General features: G+C 58.9%; 16 protein-coding genes. 9 read left to right on the plus strand and 7 right to left on the minus strand.

Annotated features, from left to right (window positions below; translation table 11 throughout):
- Positions 1-51 precede the first annotated feature (51 nt).
- Together Asbog_RS11570 and Asbog_RS14710 are read left to right on the plus strand one after the other, a co-directional pair.
- Positions 52-342, plus strand: coding sequence for a DUF6538 domain-containing protein (locus Asbog_RS11570; protein WP_062165245.1), 291 nt, complete (start codon positions 52-54; stop codon positions 340-342).
- A gap of 335 nt (positions 343-677) precedes the next feature.
- Complete coding sequence (locus Asbog_RS14710) at positions 678-842, plus strand: recombinase family protein (protein WP_231944575.1); 165 nt, start codon at positions 678-680, stop codon at positions 840-842.
- A gap of 603 nt (positions 843-1,445) precedes the next feature.
- Here Asbog_RS14710 and Asbog_RS11575 read toward each other — a convergent pair.
- The 3 genes from Asbog_RS11575 to Asbog_RS11590 form a co-directional block, all read right to left on the minus strand.
- A complete protein-coding gene (locus Asbog_RS11575; protein ID WP_083510860.1) occupies positions 1,446-2,906 on the minus strand; it encodes an RtcB family protein in 1,461 nt (486 codons plus the stop codon).
- Positions 2,907-3,553: 647 nt separating this feature from the next.
- A complete protein-coding gene (locus Asbog_RS11585; protein WP_062165248.1) occupies positions 3,554-3,949 on the minus strand; it encodes an MAPEG family protein in 396 nt (131 codons plus the stop codon).
- An 89-nt stretch (positions 3,950-4,038) separates the two neighbouring features.
- Positions 4,039-5,130: a catalase family protein gene (locus Asbog_RS11590; protein WP_197669044.1), complete on the minus strand. Its 1,092-nt coding sequence runs from the start codon at positions 5,128-5,130 to the stop codon at positions 4,039-4,041.
- 252 nt (positions 5,131-5,382) lie between these two features.
- Between Asbog_RS11590 and Asbog_RS11595 the strand changes: the two genes are divergently transcribed.
- Both Asbog_RS11595 and dacB read left to right on the plus strand, forming a co-directional pair.
- Positions 5,383-8,310 carry a TonB-dependent receptor plug domain-containing protein gene (locus Asbog_RS11595; RefSeq protein WP_083510861.1) on the plus strand — a complete coding sequence of 976 codons (2,928 nt, stop codon included), beginning with the start codon at positions 5,383-5,385 and terminating at the stop codon, positions 8,308-8,310.
- 5 nt (positions 8,311-8,315) lie between these two features.
- Positions 8,316-9,839, plus strand: coding sequence for a D-alanyl-D-alanine carboxypeptidase/D-alanyl-D-alanine endopeptidase (gene dacB / locus Asbog_RS11600; protein WP_171840695.1), 1,524 nt, complete (start codon positions 8,316-8,318; stop codon positions 9,837-9,839).
- Positions 9,840-9,851: 12 nt separating this feature from the next.
- On the opposite strand, the gene Asbog_RS11605 is transcribed toward dacB, so the two are convergent.
- On the minus strand, positions 9,852-10,742 hold the full coding sequence (locus Asbog_RS11605; RefSeq protein WP_023978837.1) for a LysR family transcriptional regulator: 891 nt from the start codon (positions 10,740-10,742) through the stop codon (positions 9,852-9,854).
- A 2-nt stretch (positions 10,743-10,744) separates the two neighbouring features.
- Positions 10,745-11,926, minus strand: coding sequence for a serine hydrolase domain-containing protein (locus Asbog_RS11610; RefSeq protein WP_062165250.1), 1,182 nt, complete (start codon positions 11,924-11,926; stop codon positions 10,745-10,747).
- A 260-nt stretch (positions 11,927-12,186) separates the two neighbouring features.
- On the opposite strand from Asbog_RS11610, the gene Asbog_RS11615 reads away from it, so the two are divergent.
- Positions 12,187-13,389 carry an FAD-dependent oxidoreductase gene (locus Asbog_RS11615; protein WP_062165251.1) on the plus strand — a complete coding sequence of 401 codons (1,203 nt, stop codon included), beginning with the start codon at positions 12,187-12,189 and terminating at the stop codon, positions 13,387-13,389.
- 72 nt (positions 13,390-13,461) lie between these two features.
- Positions 13,462-15,879 carry a penicillin acylase family protein gene (locus Asbog_RS11620; RefSeq protein WP_083510862.1) on the plus strand — a complete coding sequence of 806 codons (2,418 nt, stop codon included), beginning with the start codon at positions 13,462-13,464 and terminating at the stop codon, positions 15,877-15,879.
- Positions 15,880-15,910: 31 nt separating this feature from the next.
- Here the strand turns inward: Asbog_RS11620 and Asbog_RS11625 are convergent, their stop codons facing one another.
- On the minus strand, positions 15,911-16,612 hold the full coding sequence (locus Asbog_RS11625) for a DUF4410 domain-containing protein (RefSeq protein WP_171840696.1): 702 nt from the start codon (positions 16,610-16,612) through the stop codon (positions 15,911-15,913).
- Between the two features lie 72 nt (positions 16,613-16,684).
- On the opposite strand from Asbog_RS11625, the gene Asbog_RS11630 reads away from it, so the two are divergent.
- On the plus strand, positions 16,685-17,461 hold the full coding sequence (locus tag Asbog_RS11630) for an AraC family transcriptional regulator (protein ID WP_062165253.1): 777 nt from the start codon (positions 16,685-16,687) through the stop codon (positions 17,459-17,461).
- 81 nt (positions 17,462-17,542) lie between these two features.
- Here Asbog_RS11630 and Asbog_RS14295 read toward each other — a convergent pair whose 3' ends face one another.
- Positions 17,543-17,704, minus strand: coding sequence for a DUF3309 family protein (locus Asbog_RS14295; RefSeq protein ID WP_083510864.1), 162 nt, complete (start codon positions 17,702-17,704; stop codon positions 17,543-17,545).
- 590 nt (positions 17,705-18,294) lie between these two features.
- On the opposite strand from Asbog_RS14295, the gene Asbog_RS14300 reads away from it, so the two are divergent.
- Positions 18,295-18,384: a potassium-transporting ATPase subunit F gene (locus tag Asbog_RS14300; protein ID WP_023978830.1), complete on the plus strand. Its 90-nt coding sequence runs from the start codon at positions 18,295-18,297 to the stop codon at positions 18,382-18,384.
- Positions 18,385-18,386: 2 nt separating this feature from the next.
- On the plus strand, positions 18,387-20,093 hold the full coding sequence (kdpA, locus tag Asbog_RS11635) for a potassium-transporting ATPase subunit KdpA (RefSeq protein ID WP_062165254.1): 1,707 nt from the start codon (positions 18,387-18,389) through the stop codon (positions 20,091-20,093).
- The last annotated feature ends 13 nt before the right edge of the window (positions 20,094-20,106 follow it).

Below are 20,106 nucleotides of genomic sequence, written 5' to 3' on the forward strand. Positions count from 1 at the left end.
AACCTGAACCCGGTGTTTTGCTACTTTCGGGTGTACCATCATGGCCTTGCAATGCTGGTTCGACGCCCTGCCGGATATGCTTTCAGACGTGTCATTCCGACGTATCTGCGTGAGCTGATGAGACGACGCGAGCTCTGGGTCACGCTCGACACGAACGACAAATCGCTTGCAAAAAGCCGGGCCTGTGCACCTTCTCTGGCCACGGGCAGGCTGTATTCAGGGGTGCATCGCCTGACGAAGGAGCTCTTTCAGGACATCAATGATTCACTGAGAGAGAGCGTCGATGACCCAGAAGCTCTGGTGATGGGTGGTGTGGACATCGACCCGTGTGCGTCCACCTGAAGACCGCCATGTGCGGAATCCCTGACCTGTCCTCCCGAGATTGTGGTGTGGGTCTCGGTCCATGCCCGCAGACCGCTGACCCGTCCCTGGATTCCGTAAATCCAGACCTTGCGACCGAAAATCTCGACATCCATGCCGGGTGCATCCCCTCCGATAAACAGGGGAAAAACAGACGCTCATTCCGGGGGGGGAGCGAGGCCGTCACACATCCTGTGCAGTGCTGAGCCTGCACCCAGGATATCCCGTAAACATTTAATTCTGTTACGATAATGGGAGGATGGCGAAACCGGGTGCAGACGTACCGAAAAGCTGTCCCGCAATGACAGGACGGGAATATGGGAAAATATGGCTATGCGAGAGTAAGCACATCGCGACAACAGACAGACAATCAGGTGAGCGACCTGCTCCGTGAGGGCGTGAGCGAAGACAGCATCGTGACCGAGACCATCTCGGGGGCGACCTCTCCTCATGGAAGACACGACCAGCGCCCTGGAAACTAGTGCAGAAGCTTCATCTGAAAGCTTTTCATCCGCAAGGTATTCTAATGTTCTACGAGAGACACTCTCTCGGCTTTTTTGATATTTTTCGGTAACTGTGAGTGCGCAATGTTCAGCTCGCGCTTTTATAGTCTCTGCGCTCGCGGTGCTCTCGGCGAGCTTCCCGGCAAAACTCTTTAAGACTGCCTGTTCAGACAAACCTTGAGCTTCAATATTGTATTTTCTGTTTCTTAACCAAGCCTCAGGAATTTCCAGCGAGCCAGATATCAAGCGGGAAATTGATTCTCTTATTGGTCTGGATGGCCACAACGTCAACATCGTCGCAGAGACTGGGTACCCTGAAAAAATGCAGCTAAAGCGCTCGCACTAGAACCATAAGTCATGAGATCGCCCGCAATACCCGATTTGATTGGCTCGCTAGTCTTAAAACGTTCCTGCATAGATGGTGAAACTTATAAGCATCACATCATGATGCATTACAGCCGCACATTGGGAAATATGGCGGTATTGCAAACCGCAGAAAATAGCCAAGAACGAACCGCCACAAAACCCCACTAAAACCAACAACGGCTTACTCGATAATTTACATAAGGTATGGATAGAGTTTCACCCCTTTACCGTAAGAATTGGTTTCATCTCAGCAACGGCCGAAGCCATTCCTGAGCTCTGCACTGTATTAAATGCGGGCAAAATTGGCTTATAAGAGTCAGGAGCCTCTTCCATAAGCTCTTTATCAAGCTCACGTCTGATGTCTCCACGCAACCCTATCGGATTGACCTTGGACACCACTCTTAGTCTCTCCGTTGACGTCACTCCTCTCGCTTTTCCGCGCGACAGAAGACGCCCAGCTCCATGTGGTGCAGAGTTGAGAGCTTCAGCCAGGCTCCCACCCTTCATGATAAATGAGCTACTCCCCATACTGCCGGGTATAATGACAGGATGACCCTCTATAAAAGAGTCATTCTTTTCAGAAGGAGACGATCCTTTCCTATGAATGTAGTCACCTCCATTTTCGAAAAGCATATTGTGCGAGAGATCATAGACTAGATGGCTATCAAAATCTTGGCCCGTGATTTCTCTCAACGTTCTGAGAGCCATATACTGCATGCACATACGATTAATGACACCAAAGTTGCTAGCAAGCCCCAATGCATTGAGATATTCGCGCGCATGATGAGCATATTTGCCGTCTAGTGGGAGAGGGTAGAAATCATGCTTCGGGCGTTCTAGGTTGGACGGGTAAAGCCTGCGTGCAAGATCCATGTAATAATCACCGACCATTCCGCCAGCGAACAATGATCCCGAATGTATCATTACGCCAATTGTACCGGGTCTGATGCCCCACTCATATGCGGTTCGCGTATCCATGACCTTCGAGACTTCTTGAAACTCAACAAAATGGTTTCCACCGCCAATCGAGCCCAAAGCACTATCTCTAGATTCACCCCCAGAACCTCGAATAAAATCATCAAACATCCAATTGTTCTGAGTATTCCAAGAACCTCCGTTATGCGTTCTATTGAACTCGCATTCCAGAATCTCCGCGTCGATTACAGAAAATAGCCCTTTCATCGGCGTTTTGTTGTCTAGGCCTAGGATACCATATCGCATGACGGCTTCTCTTTGACGCTCGTCGAACACCACATCTCTTCCACCGGCAAAAAACACATGACGCAACCTGTCGTCGAGTTCCCGACCAAGAGACCTGAATTTATCCGCAGAAATATCGGTCGCTACAAAGCGCATCGAACAGTTGATGTCGCGACCTATAGCCTTGGGTATAATAAAGCCTCGCGCATCGAGGACAGTCCCCACCGGGATGCCAGATCCTTTGTGAAAGTCAGGAGTCAACACGACCCGCTTCAATGAGCAACTTTCTGGAAGAAAGTCTGCTTTCCGGAGAAGCTCTACGGTATCATGAATCTGTGCAATGCCGACAGATTCACGCAGAGACGCCCTATCAATAGGAACATCCTGGTTTGCGAACAGTACGATGTCCAAACCATTATCTGTAGATATACGTACTCTATTCTCATCAATACGATGAGTTTGAACAAATTTTTTCATTTATATCTCGATACAAAACCGGGTAGCAGCCGCGGTAATGCGAGATAATTGACTTATTTTAGGCTCCGCTTCTGCCTGCGTCAATCCTTCTCACGATCATGGACGAAAAAAGAGTCTCTGGACTTAAAAAATCCCGCACGCCTGCCGGGCGGGAACGTTCGAACTTGGAAAGAAGGGGCAGAACTCACAAGATGTGAATCTCATTCCGTCTTTCGCTTATATGATAACGCAGATTATGCTATAATCACACGCAGCATTACTCAAGTAACACCTTTGTCTCTCAGTGCCCTGTCAGGGTGTGTTCCGAAGCTTTATGGTTTTGTATCCCAGAATTCGGACTACTAGCTTGTTGAAAAGAGAGTTATCGGCGTTCCAGGCGTTAGTCCGGGACCCAATAGGCCCCATTTGATCGTGATCCAGTCTGCTGTGGCCACCCTGCAGATGACGGCTCTGAGCGGCTTGGCCGTTTCCGCGTATCGGCTGGTGACGCGGCCCGCCGCAGAGCGCGTGGCGGGCTTTGACTTCCCGTTGGACCGCCTTGGTCAGCGGTTCCCCCGCCAACCATGCAACATCGGCAAACGCAGCTAACATCCCGCGCATCGCAAGGCTTAGTCAGGCCCCATTCGCGTTTGATGCTTGGACAGAGCCTACCCGAAAGCCAGCGCCCAGAGCGTAAGAAGCAGGCCCAGAAGCGAGATCATGAAAACCACGGTTCGTACAACAGGGACACCAGCGGCATAAAGCGGCAGATAGATCACTCGTGCTGCCAGATAGATGCAGCTACCCCATTGCGTCTTCCATCCCGCATGACCTGCAAGCAAAGCCGCCAGCAGCGTCGCAAGGAAGAGGGGCAGCGTCTCGAAAAGATTGGCCTGCGCGCGCGCCAGACGTGCCGGTACAGGCTGCAATTCCGGCATCTTGCCGTCTCGTGCGCCCATGTTCCATTCCGTGCCATACTGGCGCGTCTTGGCGGCTCCTGCCCATAATATGTTCACCAGTGCCAGCAGAACCAGCCCCGCAATGACATAGAATTCGATACGCATGATCAGGGGTCTTTCCTTCAGTTGGTAGCTTCACCGCGCAGGACAGAAGAGCGGGAAGCCCACACATGTTGAATGGCCTGTCTAAGAATTCAGGCGGGGATTTGCTCGATGCTGACCGGCTGGATTTCGGTTTGTCCGTTTTCACCGTGTCGAAAGGCAGATAGCGCTTTGTAGACCTGCATCCTCGCGCGCATGACCGAACCCAGTGGACGATGCGCACTGAGCCCCTGTGACGGGCGGAAAACCAGATGATCCTCAAAAAAGGCCGCGCGTTGGGCACTGAAGGCGTTCTGTACGGGAAAGCTCAGCCTGCCTACTGACCGAAAGGGTGCCTCATCGGCCGACCAGATGACGGAGGCATCCTCGATAGGTTGCGTCTCGGCGTTGTTCCAGAGCTGAACGCGAATGTCGAACACCACCTCTCGCCCACCGAAATAGGTGACCGTCTCATGCCGGAACCCGTCCTCATCATGATGGGGGTCGAGCCGCCATGACTGCAGGGCCTCGAGGTCCGGCATTATCGGAAATGCCGCGATCTTTGCGACATAGGCACCATAACGCAGGGGGGCCTGACTGTAATATGGCTCGGAAAGCGGGTGGGAGTAGGGATGGCCCAGAAAATCCGCCATGGGGCTTTGCGCACCCACATGACCAAGGGCATGATTCAAACCACGCGCCACAGACGAGACCGCGCTCTTCACCCCTTCAGGCAAAGCGGCGGCCTTGCCGATCACCCCACCATCACGCAGGAAGCCTGCGGCCGTGCCCGATGGGAAAGTCGGGCCTGACGCCAGGATGAAATCCTGCGTCTCGGTGTCATGACCGGGCAGTTTCTCCCCTTCCACCCCAAATAATTTGAGCGAAAGACCACGATGAATGGAGACGCGGTCGCCCAGTGTCTCACCCGCCCCCTGTGCAAAACGCGCCGCAACGGGATACTGGCCCGGCGTCGCAAAAACGCCCTGGGCGAGTTCAGCTGGCAGATGCGTTGCAACATCGAGTGTGCCAACGGCCAGCGCCGTCGGTTTGGCATGGCTGGCACGCACCATGCGGCCCTCGCGTTTGCCGACCAAACGGCTCTGCTCCATCATGCCATCAATGATGCCCTGAATGACATGCTGCTCGTCTTCCTCCGGCGTTTCGACATCCGGGGAAAAGCGCAAAGGCGGGTTGAGCATCATCTGAAGTTCCTGCAGTGCCAGTCTGCTCCTCCAACAGGCAGAACTTGCACAAGTTGCAAGCAGAAAATAATGCCTGCCACTCGGTTAAGCCCTGCCGGGCAAGATCCCTGCAGGGTGCGCGGCTGGACTGCCAACCCTTAACAGAAAGTTATGGGTTGGGTGTCGTTCCGAAATCGACACGAGAGCAGCGGGTTGCCCATATTGGTTCGATATCGCAATGTTGCGATTGTTACCGGCCCCAGGAGCAGCGTCATGACATCAAGGCATCACATTCGCAACGCGCTTCTGGCTTTCACTATCCTGTCCGTCCCCCATGAATTGAGCGGGGGCCTTGTCGACACGGCACAGGCTCAGATCACGCCGCTTGCGCCGCAGGGTGCGCCTCCCGGGACAGTTTCAGGCACGCGAGCCAAGGCGGGTTCGGCCAAGTCACCCGCCATCGCGCAAAAGAGGGCAGACAAGGCCAGCAATCGCCCATCCGGCAATCGTGAGGTCCTGACTGTCACCGGTAGCCATATCGCCAATAGCCGTATCAAATCGCCCACGCCGGTCAGCACGCTCAGCGCGCAGGAGATACGCAACCAGTCCCCCACGAACAATCTGGCCGATCTGGTCAACCAGCTTCCGCAGTTTGCCGGCAGCACCACACCGCAAAACTCCACCCTGGCTCTCAGCTCGGGTCTGGCCGGTATCAATGCGCTGAACCTGCGCAACCTCGGCGCCGTACGCTCGCTGGTCCTAATTGATGGGCGGCGCACCGCGCCGTCTGCCATTACGGGTATTGTCGATATCAATACCCTGCCCCAGCAACTCGTTAAGCGCGTAGATGTCGTCACCGGGGGCGCCTCGGCGCAGTACGGGTCCGATGCGGTGGCGGGCGTGACCAATTTCGTTCTCGACAAGACCTATACCGGGCTCAAGGTCGATGCCGATTCAGGCATTTCCAATTACGGCGATGGCCAGAACGAGCACGCTGCCATTGCCGGCGGCTTCGGGTTCGCCAAGGGCAAGGGCCATGTCCTTCTCAGTGGCGATTACGCCCATCAGGACGGTATTTTCAAGATCACGCGCGGCTGGAATCAGAATGGCGAACGGATTATTGCCAACCCCGCCTATGTCGCCGGAAACGGTCAGCCCTATTATATCCGCGTGGGCAATGCAGGCACGAATAACGCCCTGCCCGGCGGCATCATCAACGCCTCGACAGGCGCTGTGGCCAACAGCCTGCGCGGCGTCTATTTCGGTCAGGGCGGCAGCGTCAATCATTACAATTACGGCTCACCCTCCACTTCCAGCGTGTCGGTCGGTGGGGATGAAGGTCTTGCCAATAATAACGTCAATCTCGGCCTGCAACCGGAGAGCGACCGCAAGAACCTCTATGGGCGCCTGAGCTATGACGTTGCCTCATGGATGACCCTCTATGCCGAGGGTGCCTATAACCAGAGCAACTACATTTATAACGCCGGGCCGCAATACCTGACCTCCATTGCGATCAAGAGCACCAACCCGTATCTGATCGACGCGCTGGGCGCGGATGCCCTCAGGAACGTGACGGGCGTCACCGTGGGCACAACCGCGCTCGACATGCCCTATCGCCAGATCACCAACACGCGCGATGTGCAGCGTTACACCTTCGGTGGAGAAGGCAATTTCACGCTTTTTGGGCACAAGGCCTCATGGACGGCCTATGCTCAATATGGCGTCACGCATTCGCATGAGCAGATCAACAATGTGATGAATACAGCCCGAATTGCCAACGCGACAGATGCCGTGCGCAATGCCTCTGGACAGATTGTCTGTCGATCCAGCCTGACGGATCCGGGTAATGGCTGCGCGCCCATCGACTGGCTCGGTACAGGCGTCATGTCACAGGCCGCCATCAGCTATGTGCTCGGCAACCCATGGCGCGAGCAGCGTTTTCAGGAGATCGTTTCCGGCGTCAATCTCTCCACCATTCCGTTTGCCACATGGGCCGGTGACGTGAATGTGGCAATCGGCGGCGAATATCGCGATGAGCGCGCCTCAGGCTATGTGCCGACGGAATATCAGAAGGGCTGGTCGGTCGGTAACTACCTGCCCACATTCGGCAATTACAACGTCAAGGAAGCCTATGTCGAAACCGCCGTGCCTCTTGCACGCGGGCTGGCCGCCAATGGCGCGGTACGCGCGACCGACTATTCCACATCGGGTTATGTCACGACATGGAAGATCGGCGGCACGTGGCAGCCGATACGCGATATTCTCTTTCGCGCCACGCAGTCCCATGACATCCGCGCGCCGAACATCAACGAACTCTATAACGCTGGCACGTCGCAAACGACCACAGTGCTCGACCCGGCCACGGGCAAGACCGACACGGTTTTGTCCACCACGACAGGCAACCCCAACCTGAAGCCGGAGACAGCCAATACAACCGTGGTGGGTGCCGTCATCACGCCCCGCTACGTACCGGGGCTGGCCCTCTCCATCGACTGGTTTCACACCAAGATCAAACACGCTATCCAGCAATTCTACCCGCAATCGATCATCGACGAGTGTTATCAGGGCTACACGACTTTCTGTTCCGCCATTCGCCCCGACCCGAGCGGTACGCGTGACCTGTTGATCAGCGCCTCGCCCTTCAACTTCGCCAAGCTCGAAACCAGCGGCATCGATATCGACGCTTCCTATACTTTCCCGCTGCGTCGCATCCTGCCCAAGGCAGGAGGCGCCTTCACACTGCATGGTCAGGCCAGCAATTACCTCAAATACGTTTCTGACTCGGGTGTAGGCTATGTGGTCGATACGGCAGGTGACATCACCAACGGACCACCAAAATGGATCTATCGTTTCTCGGCCACCTATAGCGCGGAGAGCTACAGCATCACAGCAGTGGCACGCGGTATCAGCGCGGGAAATTACTCGAACAGTTATGTGCAGTGCACGACAACCTGCGGCGTGTATAATGCCAATTACCCATCGATCAACAATAACCGGGTGGCAGGAACCTTCTATTTCGACATGAACTTTACCTACAAACTTCCTGTTCAGAATATTGGCCAGATGCAGATTTTCCTGAACGTCACCAATCTGGGCAACGCCCCGCCGATCCTGCTGCCCACCAGCGGACTGGCTGCGGATTCCACCTATAGCAGCCTGCTGGGGCGGACCTATCGCGGCGGCATACGCATGGAATTCTGATGCTCATGCGCCCTGCCCTCCTGTTTCTCGCCTCCCTCGCCTCGGCGCTCGGGCTCTCCGCCTGTGTGCCTGCCCCCGGCCACGACAGGCTGGCCGCCCGCCTCGCCCCCCTGCTGGGCCCCATGGAGGCCCGAGGTGCCCGTTGGGGCATCCTGATCACTGACGAGACAGGGCGCGTGCTCTACGCGCGTCATGAAAGGCAGCGCTTCGTTCCAGCCTCAAACGCCAAGCTTTTCACGACAGCTGCTGCGCTCGTCGCCTATGACACACTCACACGCCCGCCCTATCAGCTCGATACGGCCCTGTTTTTGGCACCACGTAACAACGGAGCGCCCGATCTTATCCTGCGCGGCGCGGCAGATCCGTTTCTCTCCGCCGCGCCGGATTGCGCGCAGCAATGCCTGACCGAACTTGCCGATTCCGCCGCCAGAGCTGGCCTCAAACACGTTCATGCCGTGATCGGTGACGACACCTTGTTTGCCGATACGCGCTGGGGCGATGGCTGGAGCTGGAACAATCTCTCCACCCGCTATGGCACAGCCATTTCAGCCCTGACGCTTGACGATAATGTTGCCTCTCTGGTCGTGACGCCCGGCCCAGTCGAGGGCGCACCCGCCACCGTGTCGGCCATCACCCCGACCTATCGCGTCGTGAACCATGTCGTGACACGTCGTGATGCGGCCGAGGCACCGGCGATAACGCTCCTCCCCGACAATGACACGGAGCGCGGTTCCGGCACCCTCACAGGCGCCATCAAGCCGGGTCCCACTCCCCTGACTGTGCACTCTGGCATCATCGACCCGGCGCAACTTGCCGCAAGGCAACTGGCGGACATGCTGGTCGCCCGTGGGGTGCGCGTTGATGAAACGAAAGTCCGTCATCGCCCAGAGGGTGAGGACGCAGCCCCACTGGACCTCCCGTTTGTCCGTCTGGGTGTCATGCCGCAAAGACCGCTTGCCATCGATATCAGGCATATCCTCAAGGACAGTCAGAACCTTCACGCCGAACTTCTTCTGCGCCGGCTCGGCCTTCTGGCCGGTCAGGGAACGGTTCAGGCCGGGCTGGAGGAACGCGAGAAGCTTCTGGCCTCGATCGGTGTGGATTTCAGCCGCGTTTCGCTGGCCGATGGCTCTGGCATGTCGCCCTATGACCGTGCCACTCCACGCGATATTGTCTCGCTGCTGCTCTGGGCGCAACACCAGCGCTGGGGCGGCGAATGGGCCGATGATCTGCCTCTTGCCGCGACCGATGGCACGTTGTCTCATCGCTTTGAGGGCACCGTCGTCGCAGGCAGGCTCCACGCCAAAACCGGCACGCTCAACGGCACCCACGCCCTTTCCGGCTATCTCGTTACGGCCAGCGGACGCAAGCTTGTGGTGTCGATCCTGCTCAATGACGTGCCGGAACCCCTCTCCGTCGCAACCGCACCTGCAAAACCGCTGAGCGACGTGGCCCCAGGCCCGGCGGCCAGTGAGCGTCCCACCGACGCCATCGACCGCGTGGTTGAAGCGCTTGCTGCCGTGGAGTGATTGCCGCGTTCTCTAGAGCCGCGCCATCTCGCGTGTGAATTCCTGACGCAGGATCTGGATGAAACTGCGGGCGATGCGTCGCAGGGCATGATCTTCGCGATACACGGCAGAACAAGTTATCGTCATGGGTGGATCAAGGCGACGCGCTGTGGGCAGGCTCGAATCATGCAGGGCGGTGAAAGCGTCCACAATCGCCCATCCTGCGCCGAGCCTTGCCAGTTCTGCCGCCATGTAGTGCGTGCGCACCCTGATGGCAGGAGACACCTCCCAGCCTGCCTTTTTCCAGGCACTGCTCAGCGCCCATGATGTCGGGTCATGATCGGCCAGCCCGATCCAGCGCGCCGGGTCAATCGTCTCAAGCCGTACCGGTCCCTCTGCTGCCGTACTGTCGAGCAGCACCAGAGGTATCTCGGCCAGTGCCTCACAGATCAGCCCTGGCTCTTCGGTCACGCCGAAGATAATCCCGAAATCGAGATCGCGCTTGCGCAGGCCCGCAATGATCTCGGCTCCATGAAGCGTATCCACACTGAGCATGTTATCGCCCGATTTCTCGCGATAGCGATTGATCACGCGTGGCACTACGCTGAGCCCAAGGCTCGGCACGCAGCCAATCGACAACTCATGCCCTCCTCTGCCGGTGCGCAGGTTTTCGGCCAGACGGGAGAGATCGGCGAACTGATCGAACAGGGCTGTAATGCGCGGCAGCATGATCTGTGCCTCACGCGTGGGCACAAGACGGCCTTTCACGCGATCGAACAGCGCAAAACCAAGAGACTGCTCAGCATAGCGCAGCGCCTTGCTGGCAGCGGGTTGCGACACGTTCAACGCCTCGGCGGCCTGACGCAGCGAGCCCGTTCGCATGACGTAATACACCAGTTCGATGGAGCGCAGGCGCAGTGCCATGATCAGCCCTGCACCTTGCCCGTTCTGTCGATGCCGAGCGCACGGGCGGCCTCGGTTGCAATTGCACGCCGAAGCGCCACCACACTGTGACCACCTGAGGGATGCACACGATTGGTGAGGATCGGCACATAGCTGTCGCTCACCGGATCAATCCAGAGAGACGTGCCGGTAAAACCCGTATGCCCGAAGGAGCGGGGCGAAAACAAATCACCGCGCGGTGTGGAGTAATGGGTGGCAATATCCCAGCCCAGACCGCGCAGATCGGTCTTGCCGGAAGGCTGCTGCGGCGTCGTCATCATTTCCAGTGTCTCACGACGCAACGGGAACGTGCTGGCACGACCGGCCAGCCGGTCCAGCAGGGCCTGAGCATACAGACACATGTCATGCGCATCGGAAAAAAGCCCGGCATGCCCTGCCACACCGCCCATGCGACGTGCCGTCGGATCATGCACCACGCCACGCAGCATGATGCCTTTTTCGTCGTACTGGGTCGGGGCGATCAGGGCACCCAGCGCCGGGTCGGGCCCATATCCGCTATGGGTCATGCCCATAGGCCCGAGGATAAAGCGGGCGACATAGGTATCGAGCGCGAGGCCGCTCAGCTTTTCCACCACCAGCCCAAGCGTGATGTAGTTCACATCGCTATAGACAAAGGCATTGCCCGGTATGGTAGCGGGGCGGATGGCCATGACGCGTCTCACCGCCTCCTCCTTGCCCTGCCAAGGCTGACTCAGATCGATATCGGGAGGCAGGCCGGAATAATGGGTCAGCAGCAGGCGTATGGTCAGAGCGCCTTTTCCACCGGCCTCGAAACCCGGCAACACGGATGAGACAGGCTGGTCGAGGCTGAGTCTTTTCTGCTCGACAAGCTGCATGATCGCGAGCGCCGTCATAGTCGGTTTGGTCAGGGAGGCCATATCGAAGCACGTATCCCAGCTTTCGGCCTCACGATGGGGAACCAGCGCACGCGCACCATAGACAAAACGGTGAACAATGGCCCCCTGATGCCCGATAGCCAGCACGATACCGGGGCACTGACCGGCTTTGACAGCATCCCGCGCCAGGCGGTCGACCCCGGCAAAGGCAGAGGGCGCCTCACAGCCAGCAAGACCGAACAACGCCACGCCCCCGCACAGCAATGCACGGCGGGGCAGAACCATTTTTGTCTCAGGCTTCGTGATCATGTCGCATCCGGTATGACGATCCAGTTCGGTTGCGCAACATCACCACACCCTGCGGCATCGTGATAGCCCCGGAATACGGCACAAGCCCTGCCCGTGAGACACGCCGACAGGGCAGATTACTTGCACTCTCAGCCACTTGGATCGAATGACGTGCGCCGGGCCATAACCTGAGGTTAAGGGGACACATTATCTTCCCAATGGATGACCCGACCCACGCCCCCTAGGCTTGACCTGTTACACGAGAAACAAAGGCAGGGCCCGTGGCGCAGCGTCAGTCCGTTACTGTTATCGGGGCCGGTGTCATCGGCCTTTCAACCGCTTTTGCCCTTTGGCGCGACGGGCATCATGTCACCCTTGTCGAACGTCACGACACCCCCGCCAGCGGTGCCAGCCGGGCCAATGGGGGCCAACTCAGCTATCGTTATGTATCCCCACTGGCCAGCCCATCGGCCCCGCGCGAGGCACTGTCATGGCTGGGGCGCCCCGGCTCGCCTGTAGCCTTGCACCCCAATGCCAGCCCGGCACAATGGGTCTGGCTCGCGCAGTTCCTGCGGGCCTGCACTCCGGACAGGTTCCGGATGGGTGGCCAGGCCTTGCTCACTTTGGCCCTCGAAAGCCAGAGCGAACTCGCGACATGGCGCAGCGCGGGTCTGGGCGGTTTCGACTGGGAGAGGCCGGGGAAACTCATTCTGTTTCGCGATCCACGCAGCATGCAGCGCAATGTGGCCAATCTGGCCGATCCGCAGAATCAGCGCGTCCTGTCGCCTGATGCATGCCTCGAACTCGAACCGGCTTTTGCTGCACTCCGGCCCCGGCTGGCTGGTGGTCTCTTCACGAAGGGCGAGGAGGTGGCCGATTGTCATGCCTTCTGCCTGAAACTGATCGAGACCATGCGCCAGTCCGAACGCTTCCGGCAGGTTCAGGGCGAGGCCAGCCTGTCACGACAGGGCACACGCTGCATCGTACATGTCGATAACAGGGCATTACCCTCGCGTCTGGTCGTGCTGGCAGCAGGGCTGGGGTCAAGAGCACTGGCACGCCAGATCGGGCTTACCCTGCCGCTCTATCCCTTGCAGGGTTACTCACTCACCCTTACGCCCGCGCCGGGTCATCTGCCTGCCGTCAGCGTCACCGATTATGACCGGCGCGTGGTCTATGCCCGCCACGGTACAAGACTACGCATCGCTGCAATGGTCGATATCGGTCAGGCAGGCCCGCGGGCCGATGCGAACAGGATTGCGCAGCTGCGTCACCTCGCGCAGGAAGCCCTGCCCGGCGCAGGCCCTTATGAACAGGCCGAAAGCTGGATTGGCCAGCGCCCCGCCACGCCGGATAGTGTGCCGATCATCGAACGCGGCCCGTGCGAAAACCTGTTGCTCAATGTCGGTCACGGGGCGCTCGGCTTTACCCTGGCCGCCGGATCGGCCCGCCGGATTGCAAGGCTCGCTGCCCAGACCACGTGATACGTGGTGCTACGCCCTCGCTCCCATAACCCTCGCTTTCGACCAATAACATCCTTGGAAAGGACAAGCGCCATGCCCTCTTCCCCCCTCACAGGTCGGCGCGCCCTGCTGCAGGCCAGCGCCTGTGCGGCTCTGGCTGCCTGCCTGCCACGCCATGCCCGTGCGAGCGCAAAAACTGCCTCCATGCAGGGTCTCGAAGGATTGAAAGCCCCGGTCACGGTTATCGAGGATCAGTGGGGTGTCCCGCACGTGCGTGCCGAGACGTTAGGGGATGCTTTCTTTGCCAATGGCTATCTGATTGCCCGGGATCGCCTTTGGCAGCTCGATTTTGGGTACCGGCAATCGATCGGTCGGCTGGCAGAGGTTTTCGGCCCCGATTTCCTACCTTCCGATCAGGCCAACAGACTGTTTCTGTTTCAGGGTGATTGTCAGGCCGAATGGGCGCAATACGACCCGGCCATACGCGAGGCCGCAGGCGCCTATGTTGCCGGGATCAACGCCTTTATCCGCCCCCTGACCGACGAGGAGACGCTCCCGCCAGAATTCGCGCTTTATCACTATCGCCCTCTGGAATGGTCGCTGGATGACCTGATCCGCATGAGGGCCGAGCCCACAGGCAACACCGCGCTTGAAATCAGACGGGCGCGTCTTGCGGCAAGGGGCGAGGCACTCCTCGGTCTTGATGGCCTCATCACCCCCCGCGAACCCGACAGCCCGCTCGTTGTCCCGCAGGGGCTGGACACAAGCGCCGTGTCACATGACGATCTTGGTGCGCTGGGCGTGCTGCAAAAGCGCCTGCCCCTTGGGGCCATTCATGCCGCAACCCTGCATGGCGATATGGGCCATCGCCGCGCCAATGAGGGCAGCAATGCCTGGTGCATCGCCCCGCATCGCACGGTGACGGGACGTCCCATCCTGGCCAATGACCCGCACCTCTCCTTCGGCGTGCCGGGCCCTCGTTATGTGATCCATCTCACAGCCCCGGGTCTGGATGTGATCGGGGCAGGTACGCCGGGGATGCCCGGCATCATGCAGGGCCATAATGCCGATATTGCCTTCGGGCGTACCAATTTCCATATCGATCAGGAGGATCTGTTCGTTCTGAACACCCATCCCGATCATCCTGACCGCTACTGGCATGACGGGGCATGGCGGGAGATGACACACAGGCGCGAGACCATCGCCATACGCGGTGCCGCCCCTCGGGAAATCGTGCTGCGCTACGCCGCGCAGGGGCCGGTGATTGCACAGGATCTCTCCCGGCGACGTGCCATTGCGGTATCCGCCACATGGCTGGCACCGGGGGCCAACGCCCTGCTGGGTAATATCGGCATCAATCTTGCCAGGGACTGGCCCCAGTTCCGCGAGGCTTTGCGCCATCACACAAGCCCTACCAATTTCACCTATGCAGATCGGCACGGTAATATCGGCTGGCAGGCTGCTGGCGGGCTCCCCCGCCGCCGCCCGCATCATGATGGCCTCATGCCTGCCCCCGGCGATGGAAGTTTCGACTGGCTGGGATTACGCCCGCTGGAGGATCTGCCCCACCAGTTCAATCCGGCCAAGGGCTGGTTCAGCACCTCCAATGAAATGAACCTGCCAGAGCCGCCGGGTTTCACCATCAGCCATGAATGGAGCCCGCCCTATCGCCACGAACGGGTCGAGCAGGTGCTCGATGCCACCCCTCGGGCCAGCCTCGCGGACAGCATCGCTCTGCAGCACGACACGCTTTCACTTCTGGCGCTGCGAATGGTCGCGCTGCTACCGGAGCATGACACGCGTGATACGCTCTCCCGGTCCGCGCTGCCCCTGTTGAAAAACTGGGATGGTCATGTGACGGCCAGCAGTGCTGCCGCAGCGCTTTACGAAGTCTGGGTGACCCGGCTTGGCAAGGCTCTGCACGAGCGCTTCATCCCCTCCGCACTCAACGATCTTCTCGCAGCCGAACTCAGCCCCGTGACGCAGCTTGGTCTACTGGAAAACGCCCGGAATTTCGGTGGCACGTCACCGGAGCAGCACCGCGAGGCGTTCATGCTGGAACAACTCGACCGGGCCTATGCCGAATGTGTCTCACTGATGGGGCCATTGCCCGTTGCCTGGCAATGGGGGCGCCTGCATAGTTTGACCCTGCATCATGCTCTGGAAAACGACCCGGCCATCGCCGCCAGATTTCCCTCGCCGGGTGGTCCTGCCTTTGGTTCGGGCGGTGACCACTACACCGTCATGGCGCGTTGGTACGATCCTGGCCATGTGAAGGACAACCCCTATGCCGTAACGGGTGGGGCGAGCTTCCTGATGGTTTGCGATGTAGGCGCATGGGATAATTCACTCTTTCTCAACTTCCCCGGACAATCAGGCGATCCGGCCTCGCCCCATTATGCCGATCTGTTTTCGCCCTGGTACAAGGGCGAGATGCAGCGCTTGCCATTTTCCCCTGCCCAGGTGGATCGCCTTGGCGTCAAACGCGCGCTTCTGACGCCCAGAGGGTAAGATTTGCTCCGAGCCATGCAGGCCGGGCTTTTCAGAGGCGTGAGAGCCACGAGGTTGGCAGGCGCGGATAGGGCCAGTTTCTGGCCTGGAAATAGGCAGCCAGTCGTTCATCGATGCGGTCTGTCGTCTGCTGTGCCTCCTGCGCCAATCCCTGACGCAGGGTTCCAGGCACACCCAGCAACGGCCCTGCCATATGCACGGCTGTCCCCGCTGCCGAGGCAGCCGATGCGACACCAATACCTGCCCCCGGCATGGCCCCCGTGGTGCTGGTCGTGACAAAACTCAGCAAAGGCGTGTGTCGACTGCCCACCTCCGCCAGAACGGTCCTGACCTGAAGCTCTGCCTTGCCCGCACCATAGCCGATCAGCAGGCGCGCCACGGTGCTGCCGGGCCGGATTTTCGTCAGCGTGCAGGTCAGGGTCATATCGGCAGGCTGTCCCGATGCCACCACAGCGAGATGGCGGGCAGACAGCATTTTCTGCAAATCGTTCATCAGTGCCACGCGGGTTGTCGCCACGGCTGTATCATGACGCCGGGCACGATCGGCCTTGCGAGGCGATACGCTTTGATCATCGATCACAAGGGCAATCTGATGGGGTGGCAGGAGGGAAGGATCACTGGCCGTGACTTCGGACGCCACATGCGTTCCGGCGCAGCCAGCCAGCAGGAGAAGGGGCAGCAGGATGGCGAGCCATTCCTGCAGCGTCCTGAGACACATCTTTACGGTATTCATGCAGCCAGTATCGCCAGCGCGTCTCTGGCCCGCTAACATGATTAGGGCATATACCAACAGGATCGGGCCATAATGGGTATAAACGCACCCCTGCTGATCGACCGTATCGGAAGCGAGGCTGATCTGTTTCTTGACCGCGATCGTGATCGCACCGAGAGTATTGCCCTTCATCGGCACCCGCACGGTGAACTTGGCCTGATAAGGCGGGGGCATATTGTTACGGCTACCGAACAGGCGCGATGGATGATCCCCGCCGGTCAGGCCTACTGGGTTCCACCTTACATGACCCATGGTGGCGACATGGCCGGGGTCGATGGGTGCCGGCTCTATATCTCCGCTTCTCTCGCCCAGGCGCTCATGCCGAGCGAACCTGCTGCCCTGACCGCGACACCTCTGATGGAAGCGCTGATGTCACGTTGGGAGCGCGATCTGCAGGCCCCCTGCCTCGTACGCCCGATTGACCATCATCTTCTGGCCGTCATGCGTGATGAAATCGAGACCAATCTTGCGAGCCCCGTGCTTTTGCCCATGCCACGTCATGCCCTGACACGCGCTGTGCTATCGGACTGGGCCCGCCATTGTGAGGAAAAACTGTCGCTCGATGACCTTGCATCGAAATGTGGTCTGTCCCGTCGAAGCTTCACGCGTCGTTTCCATGCCGAAACAGGCTTGTCGCCAGGGGCGTGGATGCAGATCGCCCGCATCATACGAGGCTGTCAGCTTTTGGCAGCCGGATTACCAGTTACCGAAATCGCACTCATGCTTGGTTATGAAAGCGTGACGAGTTTTGTCACGTTGTGTCGGGCCCATACCGGGCTCAATCCGACAACACTCAGGCAGAAAATCTGAAAGGCAACCTGCCGTGACTTGGATCAGGGGGAGAGTGCTCTCCCCCGCCCATATCCCGTCCTATCAATACGGGATGACCTGTCAGAGGCGACCCATAAGGATAAGAATCAGCAGAACAAGAACAATCAGTCCTACACCGCCGCCAGCGCCATAACCGGTCCAGGGCGTGCCATACCAGCCGCCATAGCCACCGAATGTGCCGAGCAGAAGAAGAACGATGATAATGATGACAATGAGATTCATGGCGAGCCCCTGTGATCGGTAGCCTTGATTGCGCCACCGTAATCCTATCACGCCCCAAAGGCGGGCAAGTTCGCCCTATGACCCCCAGCGGCTCATATTTTAGGTTTGCCGGGTATTCCTGCCACAGCTGTTACATGGTGACTGGAAGAGAACCATATCGCGCGCAGCGCATGCCAAACTGCTTCTCCAAATCATGACAGTGCTGGTTTACCTGTTTCATAGCCGCAATCGGCCCGTTCGTTAACGCCCCCCCCCCGCGACACGACTCCCCTTCCCGGAATGAGCCTTCTGCTGATCCACGTACCCACATTGGTGAGGCTGTGCATCGGCCCGCATCCGGATGGGTATCGCTGACCACGGCTCGCCCTCGCTCCCGGGCTTCGCCCAGGCGGCCCGTATCCTGCGGTGTTTCTCCTATGAAATTCCTATACGGCATGAGGTCTCTTCCTCTGTCATCCCTACGCCCCTCAGCCGGATAATGCCCCCTCACTCTGGGAGCTTTCCTATGCTGGACAGTCTTTACTGCGCGCTTGGCCTCATGGGTTTTGCGCTGTGCCTCGGTTTCATTTCGGTCTGCAAGAGGATCTGACATGACGCCCGATTTCGTTCTGGCGGGCCTCGTGACCCTTGGCTTGCTGGCTTATGTCACCGCCGTCCTTATCCGCCCCGAAAGGTTCTGATCATGACCCTCTCAGGCTGGATCACCCTTGCGGTGTTCTTTCTGTGCGTGGTGGCCATTACGCGCCCGCTGGGTGGCTTTCTCCAACGTGTGCTCGAAGGTGAAAAGCATCTTTTCCAGCGGCCTTTCGGCGGGCTGGAACGCCTCATGTATCGCCTTGCAGGCGTTGACCCGAAGCGCGAGCAATCCTGGTCGCATTATGCGCTGGCCGTCATCCTGTTCAAGATTTTCTGCTTTGTCGCCGTCTATGCCCTGCTGCGCCTTCAGGGAATCCTGCCGTTCAATCCGGCGGGTCTGGGTGCGGTATCACCCGACCTGGCCTATAATACGGCTGTCAGCTTCCTGACCAACACCAACTGGCAGAGCTACGGTGGTGAGACCACGCTGAGCCCGCTCAGCCAGATGCTGGCCCTCACGGTTCAGAACTTCGTTTCCGCTGCTGCGGGCATCGCCATTGCAGCCGCCATCATGCGCGGCTTCGTGCGACGCAGCGCCTCCACAATCGGCAATTTCTGGGTCGATCTGGTGCGCGTCACGCTTTATGTGCTGCTGCCCGCCTGCATGTTGCTCACCCTGTTCTTCATGCTGGAAGGTGTTCCGCAAACACTGACAGGATCGGCCTCCATCTTCACGCTCGAAGGCGTGAAACAGACGATCGCGCTGGGGCCTGTGGCGACTCAGGAAGCCATCAAGATGCTCGGCACGAATGGCGGCGGCTATTTCAACGTCAATTCTGCTCATCCTTTCGAAAACCCGAATGCCCTGACCAATTTCGTCCAGATGCTTTGCATCTTCGCGCTGGGAGCCGGGCTTACCAACATGTTTGGTCGCATGATCGGGCAGGAAAAGCAGGGCTGGGCCATTTTTTCAGCCATGTCGGCGCTTTTTCTCATCGGCGCGGGCGTTCTCTACTGGTCGGAAGCCCACGCCAATCCGCTCTTTGCGCCGCTGGGCCTGGATGGCACGCTGGGGAATATGGAAGGCAAGGAAACGCGCTTTGGCATTGCGGCCTCCGCGTTTTTTGCCACGGTCACGACCGATGCTTCCTGCGGGGCGGTCAATGCCATGCATGAGAGTTTTCTCCCGCTCGGCGGCATGGTGCCGCTCATCAACATGATGCTGGGTGAAGTGATTTTCGGCGGCGTCGGTTCGGGGCTGTACGGGTTTCTGCTTTTTGCGCTCATTGCTGTTTTCATGGCGGGCCTGATGGTCGGGCGCACCCCCGAATATCTGGGCAAGAAAATCGAGGCGCGCGAAATCAAGATGACCATGCTGGCCGTGCTTTGCCTGCCGCTTGTCATGCTGGGCTTCACGGCGCTTGCCGTCGTGCTGCCAGCAGGCCTTTCGGCACTAGCTGCCAGCGGCCCGCATGGTTTTTCCGAAGCGCTTTATGCCTACACCTCGGCCGCCGCCAATAATGGCAGTGCCTTTGCAGGGCTGACAGCGAACAGTTTCTGGAACATCACGCTGGGCATCGGCATGATGATCGGGCGGTTTTTCGTGATCATTCCGGCACTCGCCATTGCCGGCTCCATGGCTACCAAAAAAGTGGCTGCCCCCACACCAGGCACTTTCCCGACCGATAACGGCCTCTTCATTGCACTTGTCGCCGGGGTGATCGTGATCGTTGGCGGCCTCACCTTCCTCCCTGCCCTCGCTCTCGGCCCGATTGTCGAGCATCTCGCCATGCTCCACGGCACGACCTACTGAAAGGCGCCCATAC

Source organism: Asaia bogorensis NBRC 16594, assembly GCF_001547995.1.
GTDB classification, from domain to species: Bacteria; Pseudomonadota; Alphaproteobacteria; order Acetobacterales; family Acetobacteraceae; genus Asaia; species Asaia bogorensis.